General features: G+C 41.8%; 13 protein-coding genes. 5 read left to right on the top strand and 8 right to left on the bottom strand.

What is annotated here, in order from left to right:
* The first annotated feature begins 116 nt into the window (after positions 1-116).
* Positions 117-1,118, top strand: coding sequence for an alpha/beta hydrolase (locus tag QMA04_RS01925; protein ID WP_290183793.1), 1,002 nt, complete (start codon positions 117-119; stop codon positions 1,116-1,118).
* Positions 1,119-1,503: 385 nt separating this feature from the next.
* On the opposite strand, the gene QMA04_RS01930 is transcribed toward QMA04_RS01925, so the two are convergent.
* The 7 genes from QMA04_RS01930 to QMA04_RS01960 form a co-directional block, all read right to left on the bottom strand.
* Positions 1,504-2,727 (bottom strand): ISL3 family transposase, encoded by a 1,224-nt coding sequence (locus tag QMA04_RS01930; protein WP_290183794.1) that lies wholly within the window; start codon positions 2,725-2,727, stop codon positions 1,504-1,506.
* A 157-nt stretch (positions 2,728-2,884) separates the two neighbouring features.
* Positions 2,885-3,085, bottom strand: a complete 201-nt coding sequence (locus QMA04_RS01935) for a cold-shock protein (protein WP_290183795.1) — start codon at positions 3,083-3,085, stop codon at positions 2,885-2,887.
* A 463-nt stretch (positions 3,086-3,548) separates the two neighbouring features.
* Positions 3,549-5,102: a hypothetical protein gene (locus tag QMA04_RS01940; RefSeq protein WP_290183796.1), complete on the bottom strand. Its 1,554-nt coding sequence runs from the start codon at positions 5,100-5,102 to the stop codon at positions 3,549-3,551.
* Positions 5,095-5,808: an ABC transporter ATP-binding protein gene (locus QMA04_RS01945; protein WP_191714813.1), complete on the bottom strand. Its 714-nt coding sequence runs from the start codon at positions 5,806-5,808 to the stop codon at positions 5,095-5,097. The genes QMA04_RS01940 and QMA04_RS01945 overlap by 8 nt, the downstream gene beginning before the upstream one ends.
* A 19-nt stretch (positions 5,809-5,827) precedes the next feature.
* Positions 5,828-6,595 carry an ABC transporter permease gene (locus QMA04_RS01950; protein WP_154749360.1) on the bottom strand — a complete coding sequence of 256 codons (768 nt, stop codon included), beginning with the start codon at positions 6,593-6,595 and terminating at the stop codon, positions 5,828-5,830.
* Positions 6,592-7,482 (bottom strand): ABC transporter ATP-binding protein, encoded by an 891-nt coding sequence (locus QMA04_RS01955; protein ID WP_290183797.1) that lies wholly within the window; start codon positions 7,480-7,482, stop codon positions 6,592-6,594. Before QMA04_RS01955 ends, QMA04_RS01950 begins: the two co-directional genes overlap by 4 nt.
* Complete coding sequence (locus tag QMA04_RS01960) at positions 7,457-7,708, bottom strand: hypothetical protein (RefSeq protein WP_290183798.1); 252 nt, start codon at positions 7,706-7,708, stop codon at positions 7,457-7,459. Before QMA04_RS01960 ends, QMA04_RS01955 begins: the two co-directional genes overlap by 26 nt.
* Positions 7,709-7,920: 212 nt before the next feature.
* Between QMA04_RS01960 and QMA04_RS01965 the strand changes: the two genes are divergently transcribed.
* Positions 7,921-8,439, top strand: a complete 519-nt coding sequence (locus tag QMA04_RS01965; RefSeq protein WP_290183799.1) for a helix-turn-helix domain-containing protein — start codon at positions 7,921-7,923, stop codon at positions 8,437-8,439.
* A gap of 377 nt (positions 8,440-8,816) precedes the next feature.
* Here the strand turns inward: QMA04_RS01965 and QMA04_RS01970 are convergent, their stop codons facing one another.
* Positions 8,817-9,527, bottom strand: coding sequence for a FadR/GntR family transcriptional regulator (locus QMA04_RS01970; RefSeq protein WP_290183800.1), 711 nt, complete (start codon positions 9,525-9,527; stop codon positions 8,817-8,819).
* Positions 9,528-9,695: 168 nt separating this feature from the next.
* Here QMA04_RS01970 and QMA04_RS01975 point away from each other — a divergent pair, with 168 nt between their 5' ends.
* Genes QMA04_RS01975 through QMA04_RS01985 form a run of 3 tightly spaced genes read left to right on the top strand, consistent with a single transcriptional unit; the run spans position 9,696 to position 14,699 of the window.
* Positions 9,696-10,844: a M24 family metallopeptidase gene (locus tag QMA04_RS01975; protein ID WP_290183801.1), complete on the top strand. Its 1,149-nt coding sequence runs from the start codon at positions 9,696-9,698 to the stop codon at positions 10,842-10,844.
* A 13-nt stretch (positions 10,845-10,857) separates the two neighbouring features.
* On the top strand, positions 10,858-12,981 hold the full coding sequence (locus tag QMA04_RS01980; protein WP_290183802.1) for a hydantoinase/oxoprolinase family protein: 2,124 nt from the start codon (positions 10,858-10,860) through the stop codon (positions 12,979-12,981).
* On the top strand, positions 12,966-14,699 hold the full coding sequence (locus QMA04_RS01985; RefSeq protein WP_290183803.1) for a hydantoinase B/oxoprolinase family protein: 1,734 nt from the start codon (positions 12,966-12,968) through the stop codon (positions 14,697-14,699). Before QMA04_RS01980 ends, QMA04_RS01985 begins: the two co-directional genes overlap by 16 nt.
* The last annotated feature ends 88 nt before the right edge of the window (positions 14,700-14,787 follow it).

A 14,787-nucleotide genomic window follows, 5' to 3' on the forward strand; every position in this document is an offset into this window, starting at 1 on the left:
AATACTCGGCAGAAAAACGTGCGTTTTACCTCGTTTTTCTGCCATTTTTGTGCCACATTGTTTTGTTATGATCAATTTGTCGAAAGAACAAACAAAACAATTAGGAGTGATTCGAAGTGAAAAAAGCAACATCGACTCTTTTATCCATAACCCTTGCAGCAACATTGTTAGCCGGATGTTCAACAAGTGATTCTGAAAATAAAGCAGAAACAACTGAAACAACGCAAGCCGCAGAAACAAAGCAACAGTCCCCTGAGGCAGAAGCAATTGATGCATCATCTATTGATAACAAGCACTTGGATGTCGAATACGCCGGCCCGTTTAGCGCGCAAAAGCTCGATATCTATTTGCCGAATGAAGGCGAAGGGCCATTCCCGGTCATTGTCGCCATCCATGGCGGCGGCTTCATGCGAGGGGATAAAACGGGACCAGACATCGCGCCGATGTTGGAAGGGGTCAATCGCGGATACGCGGTCGTGTCGGTTAATTACCGACTGTCAGGCGAAGCGCTCTTCCCTTCAGCCATCAGTGATGTCAAAGCCGCAATCCGTTATGTGAAAGCAAATGCGGAAGAATACAATTTGGATCCCGAGAAAGTGGCGGCATGGGGAGGCAGTGCAGGCGGAAACTTGGCGGCACTAGCTGGGACGAGTGGCGATGAGGATTCATTGAATGGCAGACACACCGAAAACCTGGAGTATTCTTCTGAAGTACAAGCGGTCGTTGATTGGTACGGCCAGATCGACTTTTTGAAATTGGATGAGCAGTTTGAGGAATCGGGAATTACGCCAAAAATGGGTAAACGAAACAGAGATGAATCCCCGGAAAGCAAGTACATCGGCGGCAATATCACCGAGAAAGTGGAAGAAGTGAAAAAAGCGAATCCGGCAACGTACATTACCGAAAATGATCCGGCCTTTTTCATCCAGCATGGAACCGCGGATCCGAACGTGCCGACGCAGCAATCCATTGATTTCGCCGAAAAACTGACCGCTGTATTGGGAGAGCAAAAAGTGGAACTTACACTTATCGATGGCGCTGTCCACGGTGGGGAGCCATTTAATTCTGAGGAAAACTTGGAAAAAGTATTCGATTTCCTAAACCAAGAATTAAAGTAAATGAAGTGGGTGGCGAAGTTGCCGCCCGTTTTTATTTGGCTTAGTAAATGTTGTCGTTCTTAACAGGCCATACACTGGAAAGTACACCAGCTACCGACTAGTAAATGATAGAAACTAAATGCTAATATTTTCTCTTTAGTTAACATATGAGGGCTTATCAGAAGGCATTTAAATATCATGGGAGAAAAGATATGCTGGGATCAGCCTCTTTTCTCCCTTTTTGTCTGTGAACGTGTACTTTTACGAACGGTTAATTAAGTATTAGTTATAAAGTATCTCTCATTCCCTATGATAAAATCAGTTCCCGGAAGTCGTTAACCCCAAATTTAAGCACATAAAAAAGGTTCTCCGTCAAATGTTGGGGTGAGGTGAAAATCTCTTCACCCTAACCAACGTGAACTCCAATGTTCTTGTACTTGTGTGTCAAAAGTATTTTAGCACGCGCGCGTTCGAAATTCTGAAAACCGAACGCGTTCCGTTTGATGACTTTCGTCAGGTTATTGATGCCTTCCAGAAATCCGTTGGAATAAGGGAACGCAAAACTGTTCAAAATCTCGGTTTGCCAATTCCGGAACGTGCCGATGGCTTTCTGGAACTCCGGAATGCCGGACGCCGTCACCAGCTGATAAAATTCAAGTAAGCCTGTTCTGGTCTCGAGGAGCTCCTCGGGATCTCTTTTTTTGCTTGCCTGGAACCAGAGGCAATACGCTTCCTTCAGTTCGTAAGCTCGTTTGAGCTCATCGTCCATTTCGAGATATCGCTTCAAGTACCAACGGTCCTCTTCCGTTAACTTCGCGCTGTTTTTGTAAAAGACATAGCGCATCCGTTTGCCCTTTTTCCGATCATAGTCGTTCCAGTTTTTCTGTACGCGCCGCCGGACCCCATCCAGGGCCCAATAGATGTACCGGCAGAAATGGAAGCGGTCAGCGATGATCACCGGTTTGCCAAGTGCTTGGCGGACCGCGGCCTTAAAGGAAGGGCTCATGTCCATGATGACGATTTTCACCGCTGCCCCGTGCTGTTGGAGGTACTGTTTGATGGTCGCTTTTTTCCGGTTGGGCAGGATATCGATCGGTTCTCTCGTTTCGCCATTGGCGATAATCAGCTGGTATTTTCCTTCCCGCGTGTCGCCTTTGTATTCATCAATGGCGATGACGTGCGGCAGTTTTGCGGTTTCCGCGACTTCCTGCAGCGCCACCCTGTCGAAACGCCGAACGATGGTCGAAGCGGAAGCGCCGTATTGCCCGGCCACTTCCTTGAATGTTTTCGCTTTGACGCTGCGCACCTGGACGGCCTGGTTCCACTCTTTGGAGAACCGCTGGTAACGCTCGATGAACGGGTTCTGTTCGGCGAACTTCTTACCGCACGCCCCACACACGTATCGTCTCTTTTTGTAGAACAGGTAGGTCAGGCGTTCAAACCACTTGAGGTGCTTGATCTTCTGGATTCGGTAATCATGGACGCGCCGGGTCTTCTCCTGGCAGCGCGGACACCGGTGTAGCTGCACCTCCAGCTCCACATGCAGGGCCACACGGTCCTCCACTTGTTCCATTTTTGTGATGATCACATCTTTTAAACCGGGAATATTCATGGTAAAATTCATGTGCACGCATCTCCTCTTTTTTTACTTGTTACTCGACATTTCAAGTATAAAAGAAGTTGGAGATCGCGTGCCTTTTTTTGGTTAAATTGTGTGAACACCCCAATATTTAGTGTAGAACCATAAAAAAAGACCCTACAGTTGTAGGGTCTTTTTTTAGCTATTATTAAGCTTTTTGAACATTAGTAGCTTGTAGGCCACGTTGTCCTTGTTCAATTCCAAACGTTACATTTTGACCTTCGTCTAAAGATTTGAAACCTTCGCTTTGGATTGCTGAGAAATGTACGAATACGTCATCTCCTGCTTCACGCTCGATAAATCCAAAACCTTTTTCTGCATTAAACCACTTAACTTTACCTTGTTCCATAATTGTTGCCTCCTAGTGCGGCTATCCACACAATGTGTTACTACCCTTGCTCAAATACCTTAGACGAAAAACAAACTTTATTCTCAATCTGAGAATGAACAAAAATAATTCTTTTTTATAATAGCAGATAATTCACAAAATTGATAGCAAAGGACATCGATTCAATTACTCAAATAGTTTGTATCACGTATATACACCAGGTTAACATATCATAGCGTTATCGGAAGCTGCAAAATAGAAGGGAGACATTTGGTGATTTCTGAATGTCTCCCTTCTATTTAGTACACACCAACAATGAGTGTAACCAATGCCTGTAACCATTCGATTAATGGGAAGAAAGAAGAAACAACAAATTCAAAATCCATCTTCCAAGAGCTGCATTAACAGGAAAACGACGCCAAAGCTTCTGGTGCCAACTGTTCAAGAGATGTTGTTTAATTCATACTTGGCGGAGCTCATTGCTTTAATCCATAATTAACGAGCTTTCCCTTAGTTTATAAATTAGGAATGTAATTATGGAGACATTGACCAATAAAAGAAGATGAAATGTGAAACTGAAATCCAGTATGATTAAAATCCCGGTAATAGAGAGGAGACATGTACTGAGAATAGCGGTGATTATAGTGGATTTACCCTGCTTGATTACTTCCATCTCACTGGACCAGTTGTAATTAGGGAATTTCAAATTGACAAAGAAGCCTAACATGCTAATAAGCAGTAAACTAGTGAGTGTAAAAGAAATGAAGAGCAGTGAATCCAATAGCGATGAACTGAAATTTTGAGTATAGACCAAAATAGCACAAGCTAATCCTGGTACAAAAAGCAGCACGTTTAATGCCATCTTGGCTTTTGCAAGGTCCATCAAAGAGAGCGGAGACGTCAACAAAATCCAGATGCTTTGGCCTTCAAAAGATAGGCTTGATGAAGTGGTTGTGGTCAAAAGAGTACATACAGTCGTAAATAGAATGAAGATATACTTGCTTGATAACGTGATAAAGGACAGTTCCAAGGTAGTGTCATACAAAAGAGGGGAGATATTGAACAAGTAAGCCAGGCTGCCAATTAGTAATAGCGCAGGTGTAAGGACTGTATTGCTGACATAGGTGATAGAGGATAGATATAGTTTCAGCTCTTTTGAGAATAGACTTTTAAATAAACTATTGGAAGAAAACGTGCTGGAATCACGTGCTTTTCTTTTTGACGAAGTAGAGTAGCTTGCAGCTAAGAAAGCATGCCTTTTAATAAATAGGTATCCGGTTATGAAAACAAGAACGAGGGTTATTGTTAGTAAGCTCACCGAGTTAAAGAATCCGAATTCTGATGTCGAGTTGCTAATGATGCCGAACAAGTAGAGTGGGGAACTAGTAGAAAAAATGTCTTTGTAATTCAATGAAGCAGAGGTGTACGTGATATACAAAAGAGGTGAAAGGAATAAAAAGATTGTAAGCAAAGCTTCGATCACATTACTATGGATTCTTAAAAAATTAAGGAGAACTTTTACTGCTAATGAAATGATGAATGTTGTTGCGATAACTAGTAAAGGGAGGATCACAACAAGAAGAAGACTGGATAATAGTACGAACCAGAAGTCGGGAAGAATGAACATATGCAACAAGATGCCAGCAAAAACGGCTATTGCAGCAATGGGTAAATAAAGGATCAGGAGTTTGATTACATTAAATAGCTTGGCTTGCCACAATGGCATGGGCAGGCTGAAAATAAGTTCAGTATCTGAAGAAAAAATCAATTTTTTAAGGCCGCTTAAGATGGTCCAGAACCCCAAGGCCCAAAACAAAATGGACGAAAGAATCGGAAAAAACAACATGGATTCTTCGCGGATGTACAAATCAAAGGCGATATAGACAATATAGCCAATGGCCATGACAACAGCGGCACAATAGCCCGCCAACGTAAGAACAGCATGCTTTCGGTCGTCCTGATTAGTGGATGATCCCAATCTGTAAAACTGAAAATCATTTGCTAAGCTATACTTTTGCAATTGGATGAGCTTACTCATGTGCTGTGATGCTCCTGAATTTTTCACTTAAGCTACTTTCGGACAATAGATTGATCATCGTATCATTGACGACCACTTCGCCGTTGTGGATCATGACCACTTTGTTGCAGAGCTTTTCCGCTACTTCTAAAACATGAGTCGAATACAACACAATGGATCCTTCAGCTGCCCGTTTCTTCATTTCTTCCTGTAAAAAATAAGTGGCGTTCGGATCCAATCCGACAAAGGGTTCATCCAATATGATCAGTTTTGGATTGTGCATAAGGATGGAAATGAGCACCAGTCTTTGTTTCATGCCATGCGAATAGGTAGAAATCAACTCATGGATAGCACTGCCGAAATTGAGCTTTTTCAGCAAAGTGTTCAATTGCTCGTTTATCGTCGCGTTATCAATTTGATAAATGCTTCCAATGAGTTCCAAGTACGAATACCCCGTCATGTTTCCGTAGAGTACAGGAGTGTCGGGCGAATATCCGACCATCTGTTTAAATTCTTGTGGGTTTTTCTTTATACTCACGCCATCTAATTCAATATCTCCTTGATCGAAGCCATGAATGCCCACGATGGATTTTATGGAAGTCGTTTTTCCTGCCCCGTTCATGCCGATGAAAGCGCAAATATCGCCTTTAACCAAATCTAAGGTTAAGTTCTTAATGCCTTTTTCAGATCCTTTGTATAACTTGGTCAAGTTGTTAATCGATAACATTTGAACCAGCCTCCTTCAATTATGCCTTTTTCAGATTCCTACTGGCCCATGAGAGATTCAGTGAAATGAATGCCAAACAAGTTGCAATACTGAAGTAATTCAAGTCGTGGACCGACAGCAACTGGTTCTCCGCCAGATTTAAGATGCCGCCTGGGGATAGCTGGAACAAGAGGTGGTTGAACCCCTTGATCAGAATAAAGAAAATAGAAGCAGCGATTGTTGTGACGGCGATCAGGATGGGGCTCTTCACAAAGGTACTGATCAAGATGGCAAGACTCACGACGAAAAGGATCCACAAACTGTACAACAGCAGAAACAGCACAAAGTTTGAAAAAGAGAAAGAACCGAATAAGAAGATGGTGTAAACATAGGAAACGACTGCCCCTATGGAGATGCTGAACATGCTGATTATCCAATGGCCAGCCAGCTTTGACACTAGGTAGGAGCGCAGTGAAACAGGGCGGGTCAATATGAAATCTTGCATACCGCTATTGCGGTCGGCTGCAATCAGCCCCATTAAGCTAATAATCAGGATGATGAGTCCGATTTGATTGAATTGGCCGGAAATGGTGGACAGTAGAACTTCAGCAGAACTTGGTACCGGCCGGTTCGGATCGATGGTGATGCCATCTGCGCCGCCAACATTTTCAAGTATAACGTCCATGTATTTAGTGATCAGCGGTTGAGTAAGGCCCAAAATCACGAAAAACAGTGTTAACCAGATGAACTTAAATTCTTTTGCGGCTTCTACTAGTTCAGTGCGCGTTAATGTATAAAAGTTTGTCATGTGTCCGACACCATCTCCAGGAAAATTTCTTCTATCCCTCTTTCATAAAACTCAATGGACGTAATATCCATTTCTTTTGCAGCGAAGTCGTTTACGACTTTATTTAAATGCAATTCTTCAGCTCCCGTTAAAAGAAAGGTGTTCGGTGATAGGCATTCAACGCCTTCAACCTCAGAGCTTTTCAAAGCTTCACTTGTTTTTGGGACATTCCCCATCTTCACAAGGATTTGTTTACGCTCTGTTTTCTGAAAATCGTCATTTATGTTTCCGACAATCCTTCCATTTTTAATGATGATAAACCGGTCGCAAAATTCGCTGGCGTCATCCAATATATGGGTCGAAATGATGACGGTCGTCCGCTTCTTTAAGCGAGCAATCAATTTTTTTACTTCATTCCGGCCGATCGGATCCAACGCAGAAACCGGTTCATCCAAAATCAGCAGCAGCGGCTGGTGCAAAATGGCCTGGGCGATCCCTAGCCGCTGCTTCATGCCGCCGGATAATTGTTCCACTTTGTAATGTCCCTTTTCCTCAAGCCCGACTTCTTTTAAAACCGCTGAAATATTCCCCTGTAAAAACTCCTTATCCAAGCCCGACAATTTTCCGAAGAAAAAGAGCGATTCTTCACAGGTCATCCACGGCTTGAAGTCCGTCTGCTGGGACAAATAGCCAATGCTTTTCTTGTGCTGCACGATGGGTGTGGAATTGAACGTGATGGCTCCTTGTTCATGTTGCAGAATGCCGGTCATGCATTTAATGAGCGTCGTTTTTCCGGCTCCGTTCGGTCCCAACAAGCCCACACACTCGCCTTCGGCAATTGAGAAGGTGACATCGCTTAAAATTTTTCTTTTTTTGATGGTCTTATGAAGCTTCTCGACTGTAATCATTTCGGATCATTCTCCTTCCAATCACTAAATACAGTATCGGTCCGAGCAATTGGAGCAATAGAATGATGACCAGCCAAATATAGGGGGAGACAATCAGCACTTTTCTTTTGTACCAATCATAGAGTGCAACTCCAATCAGTAATAAGTTGAAGAAAATAATTGGCAAGGCGAAAGGGAGAATCTGTGCCCAATCAATTTCCAGTAGAGCAGACATATCTGTATTCATCTGAATCACTCCTTCAATTATCATTATCAATAATGATAATTGAAAAGTCAACCATATTATTGTATTTTAGATACAGACTCAAAATACATTAAAGAGTAATATCATTTTTTATTGTAAGAAAATCCTGATATAAATGGTGACAAGAAGTTGGTAATCCCGAAGAAAGACTATATAACAGCTCACTAATCATAAATAAAAGGGGATCGAAATAGATGGAATTTGATTTATTTAAAAACCAGGTCAGGTTTAAAATCGCTTTGGAATTAATAGATGTCGATGAAGGATACTCGATTATGCAACTGAATAAACTATTGAAAGAAGTATCGCAAGCGACATTGTACAGACATGTGAACTCAATGGTGGATGACGATCTATTGAAAGTCGTTGGCATAAATCGAATTGGAAAAGTTGAAGAAAAGCTGTATGCCCTGAATACCCAAGCCTATAAGATCAGTGAAGAAGATTGGCAGTCTGCAACATACAGCGATAAAATAAAATTTGTAACTTACTTTTTTATGTATATTCTTCAGAACTACAAAGACTATCATGAGAACAGAGTTGGCGAAGGTACTCAAGATCAAGCGACATTTTCCTTAGTGAAATTGAACTTAACAGATGATTCATTCGAAGATTTTCAGTCGGAGTTAAGTACGTTAATGGAAAAATACTATAATAGAAAAGAAGATAAAGATGGAACAGATCGTACGATTTCGATGGTGATTATTCCGTAATTTCTCTTCTTTGAGAAGAAAATGTGCTTTAATTAATTTTGTTTACATATGAGGGATTATCGGTAGTAATGGTATTCTAATAGCAAAACAAAAAGAGGATGATAAATGCCGATTGGCACTTATCTTCCTCTTTTTTCTATAAAAGTGTGCTTTTACGAACATTCTTTAATAAACTCGGATTTTTTCAATCTTGATGTTTTTATGATTCTTACAGCATCGAGAAGTCCGTTGATTGAGAAAACCTGAGTGAACAAAAGCCAAATCAACGTAGGGTGGCCTAACGGAGGATATAGCCAAATCAGAACTCACAATTATCCTCACTACGAACTTAGCGTTCAACGGAAACCACTTAATTGAAGTCAATAGAATTATTACAGTTACTTACCGTGATAGTACTTAAAATGTTCCATATGTCTTTCCATACTATTTCTTGCCCTTGTTTCATCTCCACTTTTAACTGCTTCGAAAATTTCTGGCAAGCCTTCTAATATAGATTTTTTTTCCGCTTCACTGATAAAAATATCTAATTTAAAATATGCATATACTAAAGATTCCACGAGTGTCTTGGCTAACGGATTATGAGTGCATTCAGCTAACTTGATATGAAATTTAGCATCTGCCTCAAAAATTTCAGGGACACTTCTTGTAAGTACTTCTGAGTTTGGTAACAGCATTTCTAATTCCTTGAGATCCTCTTCGGTTCTGTTATTTGCAGCTAAAGCAGCACAAGGAACTTCAATCATTTCTCTAATTGCAAAGAGTTCCCATTTGGTTAACGTATTAAAAGTTAAAGATAGTAATATAATGTCTTGTACGCTTTTCAATGCTTTATCCGGATGGAAATTAGCGATGATATAACTTTTTGATTTAGAAGATTCCCGTTGTATTAACTGAGATTCTACTAACAGATCGAGTGCTTCTCTGATAGTAGGTCTACTTACCACAAAGAACTCCGCTAATTCTTCTTGCTTTGGCAGGCGGTCTCCTGGTTTCAATTCTTGCTTGTATATTTGCTTTTGAATTGCACTTGCAATTTGTAAAGGAACTGATTGCAATTCAAAATCTTTTAACTTCGTAAAGAGCTCCATAACATCCCCCTCAAACTTTCTGTAATTTTTCTTTACATGAAACTTTATTGACTTTAAGTTTCTCTTATCATACATTGGAGTCAAATCAATGTACAGAATTTTCTCAATAATAAGATACATGAGATTCTTTGCGTCGATTTACTTAATATTGGAAAAGGGGAGAATAAAATGCCGAATAAAATTATTGAAACTTACAATGAACAGGAAGCAGTAAAATACCGTTGGAATCAATTGGATTCATTAATGGAAACTGAAAACCTTGATGTAGTCGTAATTTACGGTAAAGGGATTATTACTCAATATGGATTCCTTTACTATTTCGGAGGATATTATCCAATTCTAAGACCAGGTTTTATTATTTACGCAAAAGAACAAAAGCCAATTGCATATTACACTACGAGAGCAGATAGCTACTTAGCAAAACAGATGGGCTTTATAGATGATGCTCGATTTTTAGGTACAGGAGATGTTATTCACTCAGAAGCTGACTTATACAAGCACATCGGTGATTTAATTAATTCGTATGAACCAGACAAAATTGGTGTTGTTGGATTAGAATCCATGATGAGTAGCAGTCAAAGTTCTATGCTGAAAAATTTATTGGATGCTGAAGTACTGGATATAACCGAAAACATTGAAAAAATTAAAGGTATTAAGTCTCCAGATGAGCAAGAGGGAATTCGACAATCTTTCTCTTTAGCTCTTGAAAGCTTTGAAGAGTTTAAAAATGCGATCAGACCTGGCAGAACTTCGGCAGAAATTGCTGCAGATATTGAAAAAGTCGCACGGGCAAAGGGTGCAATTGACACTTTGATTTTTATAGAAGAAGGACCATATTTTCTGAGAAAGCCGACTTCTGCCAAAATCACAAATAACTCCTTGGTAACTGCTTATGTAGAGTTAATTGATGAAAATGGTTATTGGGTGGAAAAAGGCGGATTATTCATAGTAGGGGAAGTCTCGGAAGAGGAATTAGAACTTGCACAATCGTGTGTAAGCGCTATCAAAGAAATTCAACAGACTTTGAAACCAGGGATTCCAATCAATACCGTAGCGAAGATCATTGATAAACATACCGACAAACTGGATGTCAATATAGGTATCTGGCACGGGCATGGAATTGGTGTAGATCACGATTTGCCGATTTTAACAGATTCCGATACAAGTTTGTTCGAAGAAGACATGGTTATTAGTGTACATCCAAACTACTCTGACAAAAAAGAAAAGTATGGAGTCAGTATTGCAGATGTTTTTATCATCACTAAAGACGGAGCGGAATCACTCAGCCAAGGTGAATACGATATTATCAAACTTTAAGGGGGATTACATTATGTCGAAATTTACAATGGGCATTGACGTTGGAGGTACCTTCACTGACTTTTTATTTCTGAATTCCGAAAATGACCAGCAGTTGATTGAAAAAGTGTTGACGACACCCCATGATCCTTCGGAAGGTGTATTGACTGGAATCAGTAATATTGCTGCCAAATTAAATCTCACTGCCCCACAGCTCTTGCAGGAGACCAATTTGATTGTTCATGGAACGACCGTAACGACCAACGCGGTTTTAACTGATAAAGGAGCTAAAACCGGATTGATCACAACGGAGGGTTTCAGAGATGTTCTGCAGATGCGCCGTGGTGTACGCAGCAAAGAGCATCTTTATGATAATAAATATTCGGCACCCAAGCCTTTAGTTCCAAGGCACTTGATATATGGTGCAAAAGAAAGAACCCATCTCGATGGATCGATTTTAACTGAAGTTACAAAAGAAGATTTAAAAAACGCTGTCGAGCTTTTCAAGGAAGAAGGAATTTCATCTGTCGCCATTTGTTTCATGCATTCTTATGCCAATCCTCAAAATGAAATTTTGGCGAAGAAATATGTTGAAGAATTGATGCCAGGCGCCTTTGTATCTATTTCCACTGATGTGGCATCTGTAGTAAGACTTTATAACCGTGTGAGTACAGTTGCGATGAATGCATATGTCGGCCCTATTCTAAAGAATTACATTGGGCACCTTGTCGAAGAATTGCGCAGCCGCAATTTTGAAGGTGAGTTGCTTATCATGCAGTCTAATGGTGGCGTGACAAATCCATTGAATGTGGTTGAAATTCCGGCGACGACTGTTTTATCAGGCCCTGCAGGGGGGCCGGTAGCAGGCAGTGTGTTTGCTAAAACGAGCGGATTCAATGATGCCATTGTTGTTGATATGGGAGGTACATCTTTTGAGGCTTCTATCATCGATAAAGGAGAAATAAGTATCAAAAAAGAAGGAGAAGTCAAACGCAATCTCATTTCCTTGCCTATGGCGGATATCCACACAATCGGCTCGGGGGGCGGAAGCATTGCCTGGATAGATGATGGAGGCTTATTGAAAGTAGGTCCGCAAAGCGCAACGGCAGTTCCGGGGCCGGCATGTTACGACCGTGGCGGGGAGTTGCCCACGTGTTCCGATGCCGATTTAGTATTGGGTTATCTGAATCCGGAATTTTTCCTGGGCGGAGGCATTTCGCTGAACCTGGAAAAGGCACGTCAGGCTGTGTCAGAACATGTTGCCAAGCCGCTAGGGTTGAGCATTGAAGAAGCAGCTCTGGGAATTTACGAAATCTCCAATTTAAATATGGCAAACGGTATCAAGGAAGCGACAGTGCTGCAAGGTCATGATCCTCGTTCGTTCCCGTTGGTGGTAGCGGGAGGCGCTGGACCGGTGCATGCGGCCATGATTGCAAAAGAGCTGGACATTAAAGAAATTGTCGTCCCTAAATTCTCTTCAGTGCTCTGTGCGGTGGGCATGCTCGCTTCCAACTTGAGACATGACTATGTTAAGACTTACAACAAAAACTGGAAATCTGCACACTTGTCCGAAATTATGGACGTGTTGAATGAAGACAGAACACTTGGACTGAAAGCCTTGTTGAACGAAGGTGTCAAAAAAGAAGAAAGCGCATTGGTCTACGGTTTGGACATGAGATATCTCGGTCAACACTATGAAGTGACCATTGAAATCGCAGAAGAAGATATGACGAAGGAAAACAAAGCAGAAATCGCTGGCAAGTTCCATGCTGAACATGAAAGGCTGTTTGGTTTCAGTCTATTGAACAGCGACTTGGAAATCATGAATATCCGTTTAACATGCAAAGGTAAGCAATCAGAATTCAAAGCTCAGACAATTGAAGAAGCAGGGGAGCATGAAGAAGTCCAAGCTAAAAACAAACGCAAGGTGTTTGATCCAGTGACGAAACAATTGCTCGAAACCAATGTATACGATGGCGAGGCGATGAAAGCCGGATCGGCTCTTCAGGGACCGGCAATTATTGAGTTGACTACGACGACTATCGTAGTGCCAACTGGCTTCAATGTCGATTTGAATAAACATGGTAATTTCATCATCAGAGATTCAGCCCTTACACTTCAAACACAAGAGGAGGAAAAAGCATGGATCAAATCCTAGTTTCAATATTGTCAAACCGTTTGAAAGCCATTGGACGCCAAATGGGGGTTGTGATTGAAAGAAGTGCGCATTCGCCTTTGCTTGTAGAGGGACGAGACTTTTCATTAGGAATCTACGATTTCCAGGGGAATTTGATTGAACAGACCGAATACATCCCGATTCTTGGTTATGCAGCGAGTCCAGGTGTCAAAGAAGTGGTGAAATATTTTGGCGATGACGTTTATGAAGGGGACGTCTTTCTCCACAACGATCCGTTTACTGGAGGCAACCAAAACTCGGACTGGAAAGTATTAAAACCTATTTTCCATAATGCGGAGTGTGTGGCATGGACGGTCATTACAGCCCACCAAGCGGATGTAGGAGGCGCTGTTCCAGGTTCCTACAATCCCAATGCCACGGATTTATGGCAAGAAGGCTTGCGAATCACCCCATTAAAAATTTATGAAAAAGGGAAGCTTCGGTACGATGTATGGGACTTGATTATCGGAAATGTCAGATTACCGATAGTCGGAGATGATATCCATGCGATGATAGGCGGCTGTACAGTTGGTGAAAGGGAATTGAAAGTATTGTTTGAACAATATTCAAAAGAAGTGATTTATGAGGCTGTTGATGAAATTTTCAATTCCACTGAAAAGATGGCAAAAAAAATCATCAAAGGAATGCCGAACGGCAATTACAAGGCGTCGTGGAAAGTCAGAGATGACGGCCATGACCATGACGCGGAAATGGTGATCAAAGTTGATATACAAGTGGAAGACGAACACATCACGTTTGATTTTGAAGGGACATCCCCTCAAACGAAAGGATATGTCAATGCACCGTATCCTGTAACACTTTCTTCTGTAATGATTACATTCTTTATGTTAAGCGAACAGGAGATTGCTCACAACGAAGCTGTTCAACGATGTATTACGCTGAAAGTCCCTGAAGGAACCATGCTGAACCCTAAATTTCCTGCAGCTACAGGATTCGGAAACCATTTGAGCGACCAGGTTTGCTCAGTGATCATGTTGGCCTTGGAGGAGGCGCTTCCTGAACGGATTACTGCAGGATGGAATACGTTATTGTGTTCCATAGTCAACGGTTGGGATTCCAGAAGGGAAATGCCGTATGTGGATATTTTGCTGAATGGCACGAAAGGCGGAAGCGGTGGTACTTATGGAACGGACGGCTACGATCACATTGGATTAATTGCTTCCGGTGGGGCATTGGCTGCCCAAGACCCGGAAATGTTTGAAATGGTCAATCCGGTTTTCCTGACCAAATACGAATACTGCATAGATTCCGCTGGCGCTGGTCAATGGCGCGGTGGCCTGGGAGTCGAAACGAATTTCACTTTCCTGGATGATAAAGGCCAAGCAAGTGTTTTCGGGGACGGCGGAACAGAAGATACGAGAGCTCCCGGCATATTAGGCGGAGAGCAGGGAAGCATCAATGCCATCGAACTGCATTACCCGAACAATGAAAAATATATTGCCCATGTCAAAGACCTCATTTCCGATATCCCTAAAAATACGGTCTATAAACAATTGGCCGGCGGCGGAGGCGGCTACGGGCATCCAGCGGACCGGGCAGTTGAGAAAGTGGCATTTGATGTGAGATGCGGTTATGTCTCGGAACAGGTCGCTTTGGAACAATATAAAGTTGCATTCAAAGATGCCAAACGGGGCGTTGTGGACACGGAACAAACCGAAAAACTGAGACAGACGGTCTGACTAGTTGAATAACAATGAGCCGGCGAATTTTATGGAATACAGTGGTTTGCCGGCTCATTTTTTTAACTAACTAAATTGAAACACGGGG

This window comes from Planococcus sp. APC 3900, from assembly GCF_030407735.1.
GTDB classification, from domain to species: domain Bacteria; phylum Bacillota; class Bacilli; order Bacillales_A; family Planococcaceae; genus Planococcus; species Planococcus notacanthi.

Excerpts from the sequence above, each read along its gene's own strand:
- QMA04_RS01935 (WP_290183795.1), bottom strand. The coding sequence starts at position 3,085 with ATGGAACAAGGTAAAGTTAAGTGGTTTAATGCAGAAAAAGGTTTTGGA.
- QMA04_RS01940 (WP_290183796.1), bottom strand. The coding sequence starts at position 5,102 with ATGAGTAAGCTCATCCAATTGCAAAAGTATAGCTTAGCAAATGATTTT.
- QMA04_RS01945 (WP_191714813.1), bottom strand. The coding sequence starts at position 5,808 with ATGTTATCGATTAACAACTTGACCAAGTTATACAAAGGATCTGAAAAA.
- QMA04_RS01950 (WP_154749360.1), bottom strand. The coding sequence starts at position 6,595 with ATGACAAACTTTTATACATTAACGCGCACTGAACTAGTAGAAGCCGCA.
- QMA04_RS01955 (WP_290183797.1), bottom strand. The coding sequence starts at position 7,482 with ATGATTACAGTCGAGAAGCTTCATAAGACCATCAAAAAAAGAAAAATT.
- QMA04_RS01960 (WP_290183798.1), bottom strand. The coding sequence starts at position 7,708 with ATGAATACAGATATGTCTGCTCTACTGGAAATTGATTGGGCACAGATT.
- QMA04_RS01965 (WP_290183799.1), top strand. The coding sequence starts at position 7,921 with ATGGAATTTGATTTATTTAAAAACCAGGTCAGGTTTAAAATCGCTTTG.
- QMA04_RS01970 (WP_290183800.1), bottom strand. The coding sequence starts at position 9,527 with ATGGAGCTCTTTACGAAGTTAAAAGATTTTGAATTGCAATCAGTTCCT.
- QMA04_RS01975 (WP_290183801.1), top strand. The coding sequence starts at position 9,696 with ATGCCGAATAAAATTATTGAAACTTACAATGAACAGGAAGCAGTAAAA.
- QMA04_RS01980 (WP_290183802.1), top strand. The coding sequence starts at position 10,858 with ATGTCGAAATTTACAATGGGCATTGACGTTGGAGGTACCTTCACTGAC.
- QMA04_RS01985 (WP_290183803.1), top strand. The coding sequence starts at position 12,966 with ATGGATCAAATCCTAGTTTCAATATTGTCAAACCGTTTGAAAGCCATT.